This is a genomic window from Streptomyces sp. NPDC127038 (assembly GCF_042725875.1).
In the GTDB taxonomy this organism is placed as follows: domain Bacteria; phylum Actinomycetota; class Actinomycetes; order Streptomycetales; family Streptomycetaceae; genus Streptomyces.
This window is the reverse complement of record NZ_JBHXDQ010000065.1, coordinates 1-16,014: the sequence shown is the minus strand read 5'-3', so window position 1 is coordinate 16,014 and position 16,014 is coordinate 1. Positions and strand designations below refer to the sequence as shown.

The 16,014-nt window shown below is 72.1% G+C and carries 8 protein-coding genes and 1 pseudogene; 3 read left to right on the top strand and 6 right to left on the bottom strand.

Features of this window, described 5'->3' with window-relative positions; genetic code table 11:
- Nucleotides 1-117: 117 nt before the first annotated feature.
- Nucleotides 118-2,880, bottom strand: a complete 2,763-nt coding sequence (gene secA, locus ACFWI4_RS32830; RefSeq protein ID WP_387203779.1) for a preprotein translocase subunit SecA — start codon at nucleotides 2,878-2,880, stop codon at nucleotides 118-120.
- 160 nt (nucleotides 2,881-3,040) lie between these two features.
- Nucleotides 3,041-4,972: an acyl-CoA dehydrogenase family protein gene (locus ACFWI4_RS32825; RefSeq protein ID WP_387203776.1), complete on the bottom strand. Its 1,932-nt coding sequence runs from the start codon at nucleotides 4,970-4,972 to the stop codon at nucleotides 3,041-3,043.
- A gap of 481 nt (nucleotides 4,973-5,453) precedes the next feature.
- Between ACFWI4_RS32825 and ACFWI4_RS32820 the strand changes: the two genes are divergently transcribed.
- A complete protein-coding gene (locus ACFWI4_RS32820; protein ID WP_387203773.1) occupies nucleotides 5,454-6,593 on the top strand; it encodes a helix-turn-helix domain-containing protein in 1,140 nt (379 codons plus the stop codon).
- Nucleotides 6,594-6,840: 247 nt separating this feature from the next.
- Nucleotides 6,841-7,026: a hypothetical protein gene (locus ACFWI4_RS32815; protein WP_387203770.1), complete on the top strand. Its 186-nt coding sequence runs from the start codon at nucleotides 6,841-6,843 to the stop codon at nucleotides 7,024-7,026.
- 786 nt (nucleotides 7,027-7,812) lie between these two features.
- On the opposite strand, the gene ACFWI4_RS32810 is transcribed toward ACFWI4_RS32815, so the two are convergent.
- From ACFWI4_RS32810 to ACFWI4_RS32800, 3 genes are all read right to left on the bottom strand, one after another.
- Nucleotides 7,813-9,258 carry an aldehyde dehydrogenase family protein gene (locus ACFWI4_RS32810; RefSeq protein ID WP_385403866.1) on the bottom strand — a complete coding sequence of 482 codons (1,446 nt, stop codon included), beginning with the start codon at nucleotides 9,256-9,258 and terminating at the stop codon, nucleotides 7,813-7,815.
- Between the two features lie 272 nt (nucleotides 9,259-9,530).
- Nucleotides 9,531-11,198 carry a PucR family transcriptional regulator gene (locus ACFWI4_RS32805; RefSeq protein ID WP_387203767.1) on the bottom strand — a complete coding sequence of 556 codons (1,668 nt, stop codon included), beginning with the start codon at nucleotides 11,196-11,198 and terminating at the stop codon, nucleotides 9,531-9,533.
- 227 nt (nucleotides 11,199-11,425) lie between these two features.
- Nucleotides 11,426-13,849 carry an ATP/GTP-binding protein gene (locus ACFWI4_RS32800; protein ID WP_387203833.1) on the bottom strand — a complete coding sequence of 808 codons (2,424 nt, stop codon included), beginning with the start codon at nucleotides 13,847-13,849 and terminating at the stop codon, nucleotides 11,426-11,428.
- Between the two features lie 337 nt (nucleotides 13,850-14,186).
- On the opposite strand from ACFWI4_RS32800, the gene gabT reads away from it, so the two are divergent.
- Nucleotides 14,187-15,521, top strand: a complete 1,335-nt coding sequence (gabT, locus tag ACFWI4_RS32795; RefSeq protein WP_385403871.1) for a 4-aminobutyrate--2-oxoglutarate transaminase — start codon at nucleotides 14,187-14,189, stop codon at nucleotides 15,519-15,521.
- A gap of 353 nt (nucleotides 15,522-15,874) precedes the next feature.
- Here gabT and ACFWI4_RS32790 read toward each other — a convergent pair.
- Nucleotides 15,875-16,014 (bottom strand): annotated as a pseudogene (locus ACFWI4_RS32790) (EamA family transporter); the annotation flags it as partial.

Genomic DNA, 16,014 nt, shown 5'->3' with positions numbered 1-16,014 from the left:
TGGCGGCCTGCGGGGCCGAGGGGCCGCGGCGGGGGGCCGGTGTGCCTCCGCCGGGTGCGGCGGTCGGTGCCCGCCCGCCGGGGCCGCGGTCCCACCGCCCGCCTGCTGATCCGCAGGTCAGCGCTTGCGGCGGCGCCGGGAGGCGGGCTTCGACGGCTGCCGGCGGCCGCGCGTGGACACTCCGCCGGACGGTCCGGGAGCGGTGGCCGCGGCCACGGTGGGCGGTACGGGGGCGAACGCGCCTTCGACCACCCCCTCGGCCGTGTCGAGGGTCGGCGCGGTGAACTGGAGGCGGTCGGCCCGCTCGCGCCGTTCCGGGGCTCCGGGGGCGGGGGCCTCGGCGCCGAGGTTGAACACGTAGCCGACGGACTCCTCCTTGATGGCGTCGGTCATGGCCCCGTACATGTCGTAGCCCTCGCGCTCGTACTCGATGATCGGCTCGCGGCCGAGGGTCCAGCGCAGCCCGATGCCCTCGCGCAGGTAGTCCATCTCGTAGAGGTGCTCGCGCCACTTGCGGTCGAGGACGGACAGGACGACGAGCCGTTCCAGGTCGCGCAGGGCCGCGGAGCCGAGTTCGGACTCGCGTTCCGCGTAGCGGGCACGGATGTCCTCGGTGACCGCCTCGACGATCCGCTCGGTGGTGAGGTCGTCACGGCCGCCGTAGCGGTCCTCCAGGTCCTCGGCCGTGATCCCGACGGGGTAGAGCTGCCGGAGCGCGCCCCACAGCCGTTCCAGGTCCCATTCCTCGCCGAAGCCCTCGCCGGTCTCGCGCTCGATGTAGGCCCGGACGGTGTCCTCCATGAAGCGGGTGATCTGTTCGCCGAGGTCCTCGCCGGCCAGGACCCGGCGGCGCTCGGCGTAGATCAGCTTGCGCTGGCGGTTCAGGACCTCGTCGAACTTCAGGACGTCCTTGCGCGCCTCGAAGTGCTGCTGTTCGAGCTGGGCCTGGGCGGAGGCGATGGCCCGGGTGACCATCTTGTTCTCGATCGGTACGTCGTCGGGGACGTCGGCCAGGGACATCACGCGGTCGACGACGTTGCCCCGGAACAGCCGCATGAGGTCGTCCTCCAGCGAGAGGTAGAAGCGGGAGGCGCCGGGGTCGCCCTGGCGGCCGGAGCGGCCGCGCAGCTGGTTGTCGATGCGCCGTGACTCGTGACGCTCGGTGCCCAGGACGTACAGTCCGCCCAGTGCCGTGACCTCGTCGTGCTCGGCGGCGGCCGCGGCGGTGATCCGGTCGAGGACCCGGCGCCGCCGCCCGGGGTCCGCGTCCTCGCCGGTCTCGGCGAGCGCCATCGCCTCCGGGTTGCCGCCGAGCATGATGTCGGTGCCGCGGCCCGCCATGTTGGTGGCGACGGTGACGGCGCCGCGGCGTCCGGCCTGGGCGACGATCCGGGCCTCGCGCAGGTGGTTCTTGGCGTTGAGCACCTCGTGCCGGATGCCCAGGCGGCGCAGCAGCGCGGAGAGCGTCTCGGACTTCTCCACGGAGGTGGTGCCGACGAGGACCGGCCGTCCGGCCTCGTGCTGGTGGGCGATGTCGGCGAGGATCGCCGCGTACTTCGCGTCCTCGGTGCGGTAGATCTGGTCCGGGTCGTCCCGCCGGACCATGGGCCGGTTCGTGGGGATCGGGACGACGTGCAGGTGGTAGATCTGGTGGAACTCGGCCGCCTCGGTCATGGCGGTGCCGGTCATGCCGGCGAGCTTGCCGTAGAGGCGGAAGAAGTTCTGGAGGGTGATCGTGGCGAGCGTCTGGTTCTCGGCCTTGATCTCGACGCCCTCCTTGGCCTCGATGGCCTGGTGCAGTCCCTCGTTGTAGCGGCGGCCGTCGAGGATGCGGCCGGTGTGTTCGTCGACGATCAGCACCTCGCCGTCCACGACGACGTAGTCCTTGTCCCGCTTGAAGTGTTCCTTGGCCTTGAGGGCGTTGTTCAGGTGCCCGATGAGGGGGGTGTGGTCGGACTCGTAGAGGCTGTCGATGCCGAGCTGGTCCTGGAGGTACTCGACGCCGGGGTCGAGGATCGACACGGTGCGTTTCTTCGGGTCGTACTCGTAGTCGTGCCGGGTCCGCAGGACGGCGAGGCGCTCCTTGTCGGCCGGGCTGGTGAACCGCTCCTCCTGCACCCGTACGCCGTCCATGTGCCCGGCGAAGGCGGCGAAGGCCTCGTACCAGTGCGTCGGCTGGTCGGCCGGGCCGGAGATGATCAGCGGGGTGCGCGCCTCGTCGATGAGGATGGAGTCGGCCTCGTCGACGATCGCGAAGTGGTGCCCGCGCTGGACGAGTTCGCCGTCGGACCAGGCCATGTTGTCGCGCAGGTAGTCGAAGCCGAACTCGGTGTTGGTGCCGTAGGTGACGTCACTGGCGTACTGGGCACGGCGTTCGGCGGGGGTCGACCCGGCCTCCAGGACGCCGACGCTCAGACCGAGGAAGCGGTAGGCGCGGCCCATCCATTCCGCGTCGCGGCGGGCCAGGTAGTCGTTGACGGTGACGAGGTGGACGCCGTCGCCGGTCAGGGCGTTGAGGTAGACGGGCAGGGTGGCGACGAGTGTCTTGCCCTCCCCCGTCTGCATCTCGGCGACGTGGCCGAGGTGCAGGGCCGCCCCGCCCATGACCTGTACGTCGAAGTGGCGCATGCCGAGGACGCGGCGGGAGGCCTCACGCATCGCGGCGAAGGCCTCGGGCAGCAGGTCGTCCAGGGTCTCCCCGGCGGCGAGGCGCTCCTTGAACTCCGGCGTGAGGGACTGGAGTTCCTCGTCGCTCAGGGTTCTGAACCCCTCTTCGAGGGAGGCGACCTGCGCGGCGAGGTGTTCGAGGCGGTGCAGCATCCGGCCCTCGCCCGCCCGCATGATCCTTCCGGTGATGGCCTCGAGCCCTTTTACTGGCATGGGAATTCCCTCGCAGTCCGGCACGGCCAGTGCCGGGGAACCGCCAGGGCGTCTCGGTGGAGTTCCCCGTTCGCCGTTGCGTTCATTGTCGGCGCCCTGCTTCGGCGCGGCAAGCAGCGCGGCGGCGGACGGGGGTGACCTCGCTCCACCGGGGAAACGGTCAGCGGATGGGCCGGTGCACGTTCTCCCTGGTGCTGGCGCCGGGCGTGGCGTCGGCGATCCAGGGACCGTCGCCGGACGGGTCGAGGACGCCTTCCTCCAGCCAGGTGTACGTACCGGACAGGACGCCCTTGACGACCTTGCGGTCGATGTCGTCGGTGTTGCTCCACAGGCGTCCGAAGAGTTCCTCGACCCGGATGCGGGACTGGCGGCAGAAGGCGTCGGCCAGCTGGTAGGCCTCGCGCCCGTGATCGCCCTGGGTGCGCAGGAGTTCGGCCCGTACGCAGGCCGCGCTCATCGCGAACAGCTCGGCGCCGATGTCGACGATCCGGCCGAGGAAGCCCTGTTTGGTCTCCATCCGGCCCTGCCAGCGCGACATCGCGTAGAAGGTGGACCGGGCGAGCTTGCGGGAGCTGCGCTCGACGTAGCGCAGATGGGTGGAGAGGTCCACGTCGTGCCGGAACTCGCCGTACGAACCCGGGATCCGGCCGGCGCCGGCCACCAGCTTCGGCAGCCACTTGGCGTAGAAGACACCGGCGTTCGCGCCCGCCTTCGCCTTCTCCGAGAGGGACTTGTCGGGGTCGATGAGGTCTCCGGCCACCGAGAGGTGGGCGTCGACGGCCTCCCGGGCGATCAGCAGGTGCATGATCTCGGTGGAGCCCTCGAAGATGCGGTTGATGCGCAGGTCACGCAGGACCTGTTCGGCGGGGACCGCGCGTTCGCCGCGGGCCGCCAGCGACGCGGCCGTCTCGAAGCCCCGGCCGCCGCGGATCTGGACGAGTTCGTCGGCCATCAGACAGGCCATCTCGGAGCCGTACAGCTTGGCGAGGGCGGCCTCGATGCGGATGTCGTTGCGGTTCTCGTCGGCCATCTGCGAGGAGAGGTCGAGGACCGCCTCCAGCGCGAAGGTGGTGGCCGCGATGAAGGAGATCTTGGCGCCGACGGCCTCGTGGAGGGCGACCGGCTTGCCCCACTGCTCCCGCACCGACGTCCACTCGCGGGCGATCTTCAGGCACCACTTGCCCGCGCCCGCGCACATGGCGGGCAGCGAGAGGCGGCCGGTGTTCAGGGTGGTGAGCGCGATCTTCAGGCCCGCGCCCTCGGGTCCGATGCGGTTGGCGGCCGGCACCCGCACCCGGTGGAAGCGGGTGACGCCGTTCTCCAGGCCGCGCAGGCCCATGAAGGCGTTGCGGTTCTCGACGGTGATGCCCTCCGAGGAGGCCTCCACCACGAAGGCGGTGATGCCGCCCTTGCCGGACTCGGACTTCGGCACGCGCGCCATGACGACGAGGAGGTCCGCGACGACGCCGTTGGTCGTCCAGAGTTTCACCCCGTCGAGGATGTAGTCGTCGCCGTCCGGCACGGCGGTCGTGGCGAGCCGCGCCGGGTCGGAGCCGACGTCCGGTTCGGTGAGCAGGAAGGCGGAGATGTCGGTACGGGCGCAGCGGGGCAGGAAGGTGTCCCGCTGTTCCTGGGTGCCGAACAGTTTCAGGGGCTGCGGTACGCCGATCGACTGATGGGCGGAGAGCAGCGCGCCGAGCGCCGGGTTCACGGAGCCGACCAGGGCGAGGGCCTTGTTGTAGTACACCTGGGTGAGGCCTAGGCCGCCGTACTTGGTGTCGATCTTCATGCCGAGGGCGCCGAGCTCCTTGAGCCCGGTGATGGTCTCGTCCGGGATCCGCGCCTCGCGCTCGATCCGGGCGGAGTCGATCTTCGTCTCGCAGAAGTCCCGCAGTTTGGCCAGGAACTCCTCGCCGCGCAGGGTGTCCTCGTCGGCGGGGAGCGGGTGCGGGTGGATGAGGTCGAGGCGGAAGCGGCCGAGGAAGAGTTCCTTGGCGAAGCTGGGCTTCTGCCAGCCCTGTTCCCGCGCGGCCTCGGCGACCTGTCGGGCCTCACGTTCGGTGACTGTGGGCTGGTGGGGTGTTGCGGACATGAGGCTCACCTCGCCGCGAATAGGGATCTTGGGGAAGTCCGTTACCGACCGGTTCTACTCGATCGTATTTACCCGATTCCGGATGACCCCACCAGTCCTGGCGCAGCGTTCGGCTCAATGGGCACTCCGTGAACCGGGTGCCCGGGGTGGCGCGGGGAGGGGTGTGCGTGATCCGGGCGGCGCGGAGGGGGTGGCACGCGTACCCGGCACCCGGGACGGCGCCCGTGGCCCGCTCACCCCGGAGACAGGGGTCCGGCACCGGAAGGCATCGGCGCCGGACCCCTTCACGACGACGTTAGCTGAAAACGATTGTCACCAGGCACGCCGTTTTCGGTCATGTCCCGACCGCCGTGTCCCACGCCCCGCACCGCGCCGCACGGACGGCGCCAAGGGATCCGCCCCGGCCGTCCGGGCGTACACATGAGCGATAATCACCCCGTTCTGCGCAGTGGGCGAGAGCCATGTGTGACGGGGGATCAGAGTGACCAGAAGTCAGGGGGTCGGCGGTGGCGTGCCGTCGGGCAGAGAGGCGCTCGCGGCCGAGCTGCGGCGGCTGAAGGAGAGGTCGGGGCTCAGTTTCGGACGCCTGGCCGGCAAGACGCACTACAGCCGCTCGTCGTGGGAACGCTTCCTCAACGGCAAGCAGCTGCCCACCGCCGTGGCCCTGGAGGAGTTCGCCGCCGTCATGGAGGCGGACGCGGACTTCCTGCTCGGGCTGCTGGAAGGGGCCCAGGAGACGCCGGGGTCCGGGGGCGAGGCACGGGCCCAGGGGGTCTCCCCGGGCGCGGCAGCACCGGCACCCACACGGGCACCGTCACCGACCACGGAACCGTCCGCGGAGCCGGAGGCCGCACGGCACGCCCTTGTGCGGCCCACGGTGCCGGATACCGTCGTCCCGGCCGGGGCTGTCCCGACGCGACCGGCGCCTGCACAAGCCGTCGCAGCGCAGGTCGTCGCGGCACAGGTTGTCGCGGCGCAAGCCGCCGGTGCGCAGCCCGTCTCCGTACAACCCGTCTCCATACAACCCGCCTCCGTGCAGCCCGGCTTCGTATCGGCGCCCTCCGTCGAGGTCCCGCCGACGCCCGCGCCCCCGACCGAGCCTGAGCCGCCGTCGCCCGCCGCGCGGGACTGGAAGCCCGGCGTGAAGATGGCCGGGCTGGTGGCCGCCGGTGCGCTGCTGGGCAGTCTCGCCACCACGTTCGCGCTCGGCGCCGGCCCGTTCGACGGCTCCCCCGGCACGGCGGACCCCACCCCGAAGACCCCGCGGCCCGGCTGCTCCAAGGACAGCTGCCAGCGGCGCGACCCGCAGGCCATGGACTGCCAGTGGGACGCCACGACCGCCCGCGAGACCTGGCTGCGCGGCATGCACATCGAACTCCGCTACAGCGCCGCGTGCGGGGCCGTCTGGGGACGGATCGAGAGCGGGGCGGTGGGCGACTCGGTGACCATCAAGGACAAGTACGCCCTCGAACTGTCGGCCACGGTCCGCGTGGACCGCGACACCTACACCGGCATGCTGCCCGTCGACTCCACGGCACCGCCCCGCACGGTGACGATCTGCGGCCGGATCCCGAAGTACCACGCGATGGAATGCTCCCCCGAGGGCTCCGTCGAACCCTGAACTCCCGTTCCCCGTACGGCGGACCCGGCAGTACGGCTGCCGGGCCCATCCGTTGGTTGCAGTCCCGCCCCAGCTTTTGCGGAAGAGGGATCGGAACCGCGCGCGCCACAGCTGAAGGCCTCGGGGAACGTCACGCTGCGCAGCGGCAACGGTTACCGGGGTGACCACTACAACGTCTTCGCCGGGACGGCCACCATTCATTGCGCGTAATGTGCCGATCGGGAGTCAGCCAGCGAATGGGGAACGCGTGGGCAACGAAGGGCGCCGTCCTGATGCAGCGGACATCGGGATGGCCGGATGCGGATGGCTCCTGATCGTGGCCGTCATCGCCATGCCCGGACTCATCCTGAACGACGGACCACTGACCATGTATCTGGTCGTTGTCGGCGGGGTGATCGGGGCTATTTGGGCACGTAAGAGGCTCGTCCGCTGACCTGACTCGCCACGCAAGCGAAGCAGCCTGAACGCAGTTGAGCCCCGCCGGCACGAGATCGGTGGGGCTCAACTGCGTCGAGCAGCATCGGCAATGACCAGGCGAGCGTACGGACCAGGGCCGCCGCCCCGGCGAGAGGGGGTCATGCGCTCATGCATCGGCTTCACGATGGACGTTGAGCGCCCAGGGGTTCCGGGGCGCGTCTCCTCCGATGCCCGGATCGGGTGCCGTTGATTCGAAGGCTCCGCCTGATCTTGGATCAGCGGCTTCTGTCAGTTACGGCGGAGCGCGTACTGCTGGCGCTGTGAGCGCGAAGCCCCAAAGGAAAATGCCGACAACGCCGCCACCATCATGTGCTTCTCGATACTGCGGCAGCTCTCCGGACACCGAGCAGGCGGGACGACGTTGAACGTCACACCTCCGCCGTACGCGCCGAGTTGATGCTCCTGCGCACTCCTTTCCCGGGTGTAGTTCAAGTGCCTGCGGCAGTGGCAACGATCGGCACCCTGCTCGAGCGGTTGACTCAGCAACGCAGCCGACTGGGCCTGACCCGAGATCCGTGCTTGCGTCGACTCGCGCAGCCCGCTCGCAGGGATTGCGGTCACGCAGAGGCGGCTCGGCGACCTTTGCTTCCTTGAGCACGGACGACAGCAGGGCATGCAGGCCCCGGAGCGTCTCGGGTGACATCGGCTTCGGCGGACCGGACATCGCAGCGGGGCGCTGGATACACCGACGGCCCGAACCCCCGCACAGTGGGTTCGGGCCGTCCGTCTTGGGCGGGGTCGGTCAGAGGGCGAGGCCCGTCAGGACGAGCACGCGCTCGTAGGTGTAGTCGTCCATCGCGAACTTGACGCCCTCGCGGCCGACGCCGGACTGCTTCGCGCCGCCGTACGGCATCTGGTCGGCACGGTAGGAGGGGACGTCGCCGATCACGACGCCGCCCACCTCCAGGGCGCGGTGCGCGCGGAACGCGGTCTGGAGGTCGTGCGTGAACACGCCCGTCTGGAGGCCGTACTTGGAGTTGTTCGCGGCCTCGAACGCGGCCGCCTCGCCGTCGACCTTCTGGACGGTCAGGACCGGTCCGAAGACCTCCTCGCAGGAGATCGTGACATCGGCCGGGACGTCGGCGAGCACGGTCGGGGCGTAGGAGGCGCCCTCGCGCTTGCCGCCGGTGAGCAGGGTGGCGCCGGCCGCGACGGCCTCGTCCACCCAGGTCTCGACGCGCTCGGCGGCGGCCTGGCTGACCAGCGGGCCGACGTCCGTCCTGTCGTCCGACGGGTCGCCGGTGACCTGGGCCTCGACGGCGGCGACGACGCGCGGCAGCAGCCGGTCGTACACCGCGGCGTCCGCGATCACGCGCTGCACCGAGATGCAGGACTGGCCGCCCTGGTAGTTGGAGAAGGTCGCGATCCGGGTCGCGGCCCAGTCGAGGTCGGCGTCGCTCGCGAAGTCCGCGAGGACGACGGCCGCGCCGTTGCCGCCGAGCTCCAGGGTGCAGTGCTTGCGCGGCACCGAGTCCATGATCGCGTAGCCGACCGTCTCGGAACCGGTGAAGGAGATGACGGGAAGGCGCTCGTCCTGGACCAGGGCGGGCATCTTCTCGTTGGCGACCGGGAGGATGCTCCAGGAGCCGGCCGGGAGGTCGGTCTCGGCCAGCAGGTCACCGAGGATCAGACCGGACAGCGGGGTCGCGGGCGCCGGCTTGAGGATGATCGGGGCACCGGCGGCGATGGCCGGGGCGACCTTGTGGGCGCACAGGTTCAGCGGGAAGTTGAACGGCGCGATGCCGAGGACGACCCCCTTGGGGAAGCGGCGCGTGAGAGCCAGCCGGCCCTGGCCGCCCGCGTCGGTGTCGAGGCGCTGGGCCTCGCCGCCGTTGAAGCGGCGGGCCTCCTCCGCGGCGAACCGGAACACGGACACCGCGCGGCCGACCTCGCCGCGGGCCCACTTGATCGGCTTGCCGTTCTCGGCGGAGATCAGCTGCGCGATCTCCTCGGTGCGCTCGGCCAGCCGGCGCGAGACGTGGTCGAGGGCGGCGGCACGTACGTGGGCCGGGGTGGCGGCGAACTCGTCGCGCACGGCGTACGCGGCGGCCACGGCCTCCTCGACCTGGGCGTCGGTGGGCACGCTGACCTGACCGACGAGGCGGCCGTCCCACGGCGAGGTGACGTCGAAGGTGGTCTCGCCGGTGGCCTGGCGGCCGGCGAGCCAGAAGGCGTGGGTGGAAGTCATGTGCGAGTCCCGGCCCTTCCATAGGGGTGCTGATGGGGGGTGTTCCTGCTGGTGCTGCGCTTTCCCGTCCACGGTAGGGCCGGGATCACCGGGGGGCGTTTGTCCGACGCGTAACAGTCGGGGGGCCTGATGCTCCGGTTTGGACTGATCCCCGGGGACTGTCCAGGTACGGGGCCAGGGGGACCGTGCAGGCACGAGGCCCGGGAAGCCGTCCAGGTACGGAACCCCGTCGCCGGAAGGCCCCGGCCGACCCCCTCAGCTGCCAGCCCCCGTCACTCCCCCGTCGCCGACGTCGCCTTCAGGGCCAGCCACAGCTCCATCCGGACGTCGGGGTCGTCCAGTGAGCGGCCGAGGATCTCCTCGACCCTGCGCATGCGGTAGCGCAGGGTGTGCCGGTGGACTCCGAGGTCGGCGGCCGCCGCGTCCCACTGGCCGTGCCGGGACAGCCAGGCCCGCAGCGAGGCGACCAGGTCCCCGCGGCCGGTGGCGTCGTGTTCGTGGAGCGCCCGCAGGAGCCCGTCGGCGAACGCCCGCACGGCGTCGTCCGCGAGCAGCGGCAGGACGGACCCGGCCGCCAGCTCCTCGTGCTCGACGAGGAACCGGCCGCGTCTGCGGGCGACGGAAAGGGCCTGTTCGGCCTGCTTGTAGGCCGCGCGGGCGGCGATGGGGCCCGCGGGGGCGGAGAGCCCGACGACGAGTTCGTCCTCGTCCCCGCCGGCCCCGGCACCCTGCTCGCGCGGAACGGCCCGTGCGGACTCCAGCGCGGCGGCGTAGTCCCCGCAGGCCGTGACCGCGGCGCCGCCGTCCACGGCGAGGACGACCAGCCGCTCCCCGTCGGGCACGACGAGCACCGACTCCCCCGAGCGCACGGCGGCGGACTCGACGACCTCCGCGAGGGCCCCCAGGGGATCGCCCTTGACGTCGGGCACGGCGACGGCGGTCTTCGCGGGCGCCGCCGCGCCCACGCGCGCGTGGCCGTCGGCGTGCGCCCGCCCGGCCGACGCCGACACCGACTCGGCGATGATCAGCCGGAAGGGCGCGTCCAGCAGTTCGCCGTAGAGGTCTCCGGCGACGGCCCGCGCGTGGTCGGGTTCCCCGGCGAGCAGCATCCCGAGGACGGCCGCGCCGATCCGCTGTTCGGCGGCGTGCAGGGACCGGGAGCGTTCGGTGGTGAGGGTCAGCAGGGCGATCGCCGAGTGCACGGCGTAGCGCTCCGCCGTACCGAGGGCCCCGGCGGTTCCGACGGCGAGCGCGGCGCGCGGTCTGCGGCCCGTTCCCAGGGAGTGCAGTTCGACGCGGTCCTCGCCGCCCACGACCGAGCTGGCGGGCGCGGGCCGCTCGCGCAGCCGTTCCACGTCCGGGGTGAGCCGGGCGGCCCGGCGGCCGGCCCAGTCCGGGGCCGCGGCGACGACGGCGCCGGAGGCGTCGTAGAGCGCCGCCCAGCCGTCGACCTGTCCGGCGAGCGCGGCGAGCAGTCCCTCGGGCCCCTCGTTCAGCGCCTGCTTGGTGAGTTCGCGCTGGGCGGCGAACCCGGCGGTGACGGCCCGGTACTGATCCGCGGCGATGGCGGCGGACACGGCCTTGCTGATGGCGAGGAAGGGGGTGCGCCGGGGTACTTCGAGGAGCGGGAGGCCCTCCTCGGCGGCCGCGTCGACGAGCGCCTTGGGGATCTCGTCGTAGTTGACGCCGACGGCGAAGCCGATCCCGACGACTCCGGCGCCGGCCAGCCGCTTCACGTACCGCCGCATGACCTCGGGATCGTCCGCGTCCAGCTTGAGCGCGGTGATCAGCAGCAGTTCCCCGCCCTCCATGTACGGCACGGGGTCGGCGAGCTCGCTGACGTGGGCCCAGCGGACGGGCACGTCCAGGCGGTCCTCGCCCGCACGCACCGTGAGCTTGAGCGCGGAGTGGTGGACGAGCGAGGCGAGCGTGGGGGGCATGAGGCCTTCAGGTCGGTGTGAGCTCGGTGATCTCTGTGATCTTTTGGCCGTGGCGTATGAACGGCCTGTGTCGATTCTGCCTCACCGTACGGTCGCCGCGTGCGTTCCCGCTCATACGCCCTGGTCGGCGGGTCCGTATGTTCATGCCTTCCGCCTCATACGTCCCCCGCGCCGCTCTCCGGCCGAACGGCACGGCCCGGCACGGTCCCCCCGCGCCCCGGCCGCCGTCAGCCCCGCAGGTCGACCAGCAGCGGCGGGGCGTGCTCCCCCTTCACGCTGGTCAGCGACAGCACGGCGTGTCCGGCCGGGACCGCGTGGGCCAGTTCGGACGCCGACCAGCGCTCCCGCTCGACCTGGCGCACGGTCACGGCGTCCGTGGTCACCGCCTTGCCGGTGACCAGCTTGCGCAGCGCGTGGATGGCCCGGGTCATGGGCTGGTCGGCGAAGACGGTGTGCTTGGCCACGTCCCGCGTCTCCACCCACTCGGTGCCCCAGGACTCGGCGAACCGGCCGCCGTCCCACGTGGTGACGCCGGAGAAGGCCATACGGCAGCCGACCGCGCCGTACAGCGGTCCGTGCAGGGCCTCGGGGATGTCGCCGATGGTCCGCAGGGCGAGGACCACACCGGCGTTGTGGGCCCGCAGGCCCTGGATGCGGCGTACGGTCTCGGCGGTCAGCGCGCCGGTCGCGTCGTCGAGGACCAGGCAGGCGAAGTGCCCGCGCCGGTCACCGCCGCGGACGACGGCCGCGAACTGGGCGAGCAGCAGCCGGGTGATCAGCCGGGAGGCCTCCTCGTAGCCGCGTTCCGGCAGGTCGACGCGCACGCGCAGCGGATGATGGGCCACCGCCCGGAGCGAGAACGGCCGGGCGCTGGTGCCCGAACCGAAGAAGTCCGCGAAGACTGGCCGGTCCAGCAGCGCCAGACGGTCCGCCAGCACCGGGCCCGGGTCGTTCGGGCCGCCGCTCTGGCGCAGCCGTGCCTCCAGTTCGCGCAGCATCGCGGGGTGGCCCCCGGCCGACAGGTCCTGGCGCAGGGGTTCCAGCAGCGCGGGCACCCCGTCGAGCAGTTCGCGCAGCACGGGGATCGTCGGGAAGGTTCCGTGCACGGCCCGGTAGGGGCCGAGGAGCTGGGCCAGGGCGGTGGCGGCGCGCCGGACGTCGACGCCGTCGACGCTCCCGACCAGGCCCTCCGCGAGGAAGGCGGCGGCTTCGTCGGGGTCGTCGCTGTCGGCGTACAGGTCCAGGTCGTGGACCGACCCGGGATCGCCGAGCTTGACGACGACGTCGTACGAGGCCTCGGGGCCCAGCGGTGTGCCGGCGGCGGCCACGACGACGACGGCGCAGCGCGCGGTGAGGGCCTGGAGCCCGAGGGATTCGGCGACGGGCCGCACCAGGTGGCGGGTCTTGCCGGAGCCCGCGGGTCCGACGGCGAGGAGCGAGGTGCCGAGGGCGGCCGGGCCGAGGGCGGCGCCCGCGCCGGAGTAGGCGAGGGGGGTGCGCTCGCGGGCGACCCAGCGGCCGAGCCGCACCTGGGCGGCGAGCAGGTCGTGCGCGGCGGAGCGGACGGGCAGGTCCCGGTCTCCGGAGGGGTGGGTCCAGGCCGCGGCGCCGCGGCTGAGCACGGTGTCGCTGAAGGCGGAGAGCCGCCCGTCCCGCCCGGCCGCGGTCCAGGCGCGCAGGATCCGCGCGCAGTCCACGTCGTTCATGCGCTCGGTGAGCACCTCGGAGGACAGGAGGTCCGCCGCCTCGTGCTGTCCGGTGGCCCTCAGTCCTGGCCATTCGGCCGGCGGCCCCGAGGGCTCCGGCGGTGCGGCCGGTGAGGGGACGGGGGCGCCCTTGGCGGGCGGACGCGATCCGAACCGCTCCAGGGCGAGCGGCCACCATCCACCGAGCTTGGCGAAGGGCAGCAGGACGAGCACGGTGATCACCGCGTAGACGCCGTAGCTGAGGGCGAGCGACTGGAACACGTCGTCCCCGCCGGCGATCAGCGCCACCAGGGACAGCACCGGATTGACGATCGGCAGCGGGTCCCAGCCGACGCCCGGGAAGGCCTCCGGCCAGACGAACGTCAGCGTCACCAGGGCCGCGAGCGCCGCGAGAAGGGCCCGGCCGGGCTGCGGGCGCCGGACGACGAAGTGGTGGGCGATCTCGCGCCAGCTGCCGAGCCGCCCCATCGTGTAGACGAGCGCGGCGAAGAACAGGCCGTCGTAGACGACGATCGCGTCCCGGCCCTGCCAGGACTTGGGCGCGGTCGTACCGCCCCACCACCAGCCGTCCGGGGTGAACAGTTTCAGCACGACCAGCTGATAGGGGATGTTGCCGCGGCGCCACAGGGACCAGACGATCAGCCCGATGACCAGGGGGATCAGCAGGCCGACGATCGTGACGGAGGGCAGGCGGCCGCGTTCCCTGGACGCCTTGGGTGCGACGTAGCCGTAGCGCCAGATCCCCAGAGCGGCGTCGGGGCGGGGCGTGTTCAGCCAGTCGCGTACGGCGGGCCGGGACGCCGGCGGGGAACCGGGGACGGGCGGCGGGCCCGCGGGCCTGGGCGGAGCGGCGCCGGGAACGGCGGACCGTCCCGGCGGAGCGGCCGGACGAGGCACGTGGTCGGCATGCGTGCCCCGTGCGTCGCGCGTACCGTCGAAGTCCATCGTGTGCGCCCCCCTGACCAGCCAGTCCGCCTGTCGCTCCAAGGCCAATCTAGTGGTCCCACGGGGCGAGTTCACCGTTTACACGGCCGCGCCCGCGGGGACGGACCGCCACACGTCCGCGTCCGCCGTTCTGTCCCTTCCGTGTACCGCCATGTCCATCGCTATGTCCATCGCGGACAACGGATTCCTCGGACAACGCCCACATGGCGCATGCCGAGCACCCCTTTTCGGCTCTAGCCTGCGAAGAAAGCAGGCAAGCGTCCGAAAACCCCCCGCCCGGACCGCCCCGCGTTCGCCGGGGACCCGTCCGGTTCGCATCATCATCAGGGAGCCCCTCATGACCGCCCTTCCGCAGGAGCGCCGCGTCGTCACCGCCATTCCCGGCCCGAAGTCGCAGGAGCTGCAGGCCCGACGCCTCGCCGCGGTCGCGGCCGGTGTGGGGTCGACGCTCCCGGTCTTCACCGCGCGCGCCGGCGGCGGCATCATCGAGGACGTCGACGGCAACCGCCTCATCGACTTCGGCTCCGGCATCGCCGTGACGTCGGTCGGCGCGAGCGCCGAGGCCGTCGTGCGCCGGGCCTCCGCCCAGCTCCAGGACTTCACCCACACCTGCTTCATGGTCACGCCGTACGAGGGGTACGTCGCCGTCGCCGAGGCGCTCGCGGAGCTGACCCCGGGCGACCACGCCAAGAAGTCCGCCCTGTTCAACTCGGGCGCCGAGGCCGTCGAGAACGCCGTCAAGATCGCCCGCGCGTACACCAAGCGCCAGGCCGTCGTCGTCTTCGACCACGGCTACCACGGCCGGACGAACCTCACGATGGCGCTGACCGCCAAGAACATGCCGTACAAGAACGGCTTCGGTCCGTTCGCGCCCGAGGTCTACCGCGTGCCGGTCGCCTACGGCTACCGCTGGCTGACCGGCCCGGAGAACGCCGGTGCCGAGGCGTCCGCCCAGGCCATCGACATGATCAACAAGCAGATCGGCGCCGACAACGTCGCCGCGATCATCATCGAGCCGGTGCTCGGCGAGGGCGGCTTCATCGAGCCGGCCAAGGGCTTCCTGCCGGCCATCCGCCAGTTCGCCTCGGACAACGGCATCGTCTTCGTCGCGGACGAGATCCAGTCCGGCTTCTGCCGCACCGGCCAGTGGTTCGCGTGCGAGGACGAGGGCATCGTCCCGGACCTGATCACGACCGCCAAGGGCATCGCGGGCGGTCTCCCGCTCGCCGCCGTGACGGGCCGCGCCGAGATCATGGACGCGGCGCACGCGGGTGGCCTGGGCGGCACCTACGGCGGCAACCCGGTGGCCTGCGCCGGTGCGCTCGGCGCGATCGAGACGATGAAGGAGCTCGACCTCAACGCCAAGGCGAAGCACATCGAGTCGGTCATGAAGACCCGCCTCGGCGCCATGGCGGAGAAGTTCGAGATCATCGGCGAGGTCCGTGGCCGCGGCGCCATGATCGCGATCGAGCTCGTCAAGGACCCGGCCACCAAGGAGCCGAACCCGGAGGCGGCCGGCGCGCTCGCCAAGGCCTGCCACCAGGAGGGCCTGCTGGTCCTGACCTGTGGCACCTACGGCAACGTCCTGCGCTTCCTGCCCCCGCTGGTCATCGGCGAGGACCTCCTCAACGAGGGTCTCGACATCATCGAGCAGGCCTTCTCCCGCATCTGACCCGGCCCGCACCCCGACGCCGCAGCACCGGAACCGCGGACCCGCCCGAGGGCGGAGTCCGCTGCGGTTCCGGTGCTGCGGCGTTCCCGTGGGGGCGTGTGAAGAAGGTGTGCGAGGTAGATGGCGGGACGCGAATCCGTCTGTCGGTGGCGCGGCCGCTGCCGTAGGTTCTACCCAGATCAGGGATGCACCCGCCCGCAGGGGGCTGCGGGCCACCGGGCCGAGCCACCCCGGCTTCGCCCTGGTCGTGCCCTCGCGCACACACCCGGAGCTTGCGGCTCCGGTTCTCCTCACCGATCGGAGTGCCGCCCGCCCCAAACCCCCCGGGGGGGGCGGCACTCCGGTCCGGGGGGGGGGGCCCGGCCCCCCCCCCCCCCCCGGGGGCCGCGCCCCCGCCGGGCCCCCCCCGACTCGACCGCGGCGACACCGCACACGGTGGCCGACAGCAGGCGCGGTCCGAGCGGACGCAGGACGGGCACGGCCAGTACGGCGA

Coding starts and splice junctions, on each gene's coding strand:
- secA (WP_387203779.1), bottom strand. CDS start 2,880: ATGCCAGTAAAAGGGCTCGAGGCCATCACCGGAAGGATCATGCGGGCG.
- ACFWI4_RS32825 (WP_387203776.1), bottom strand. CDS start 4,972: ATGTCCGCAACACCCCACCAGCCCACAGTCACCGAACGTGAGGCCCGA.
- ACFWI4_RS32810 (WP_385403866.1), bottom strand. CDS start 9,258: ATGACTTCCACCCACGCCTTCTGGCTCGCCGGCCGCCAGGCCACCGGC.
- ACFWI4_RS32805 (WP_387203767.1), bottom strand. CDS start 11,198: ATGCCCCCCACGCTCGCCTCGCTCGTCCACCACTCCGCGCTCAAGCTC.
- ACFWI4_RS32800 (WP_387203833.1), bottom strand. CDS start 13,849: ATGGACTTCGACGGTACGCGCGACGCACGGGGCACGCATGCCGACCAC.
- gabT (WP_385403871.1), top strand. CDS start 14,187: ATGACCGCCCTTCCGCAGGAGCGCCGCGTCGTCACCGCCATTCCCGGC.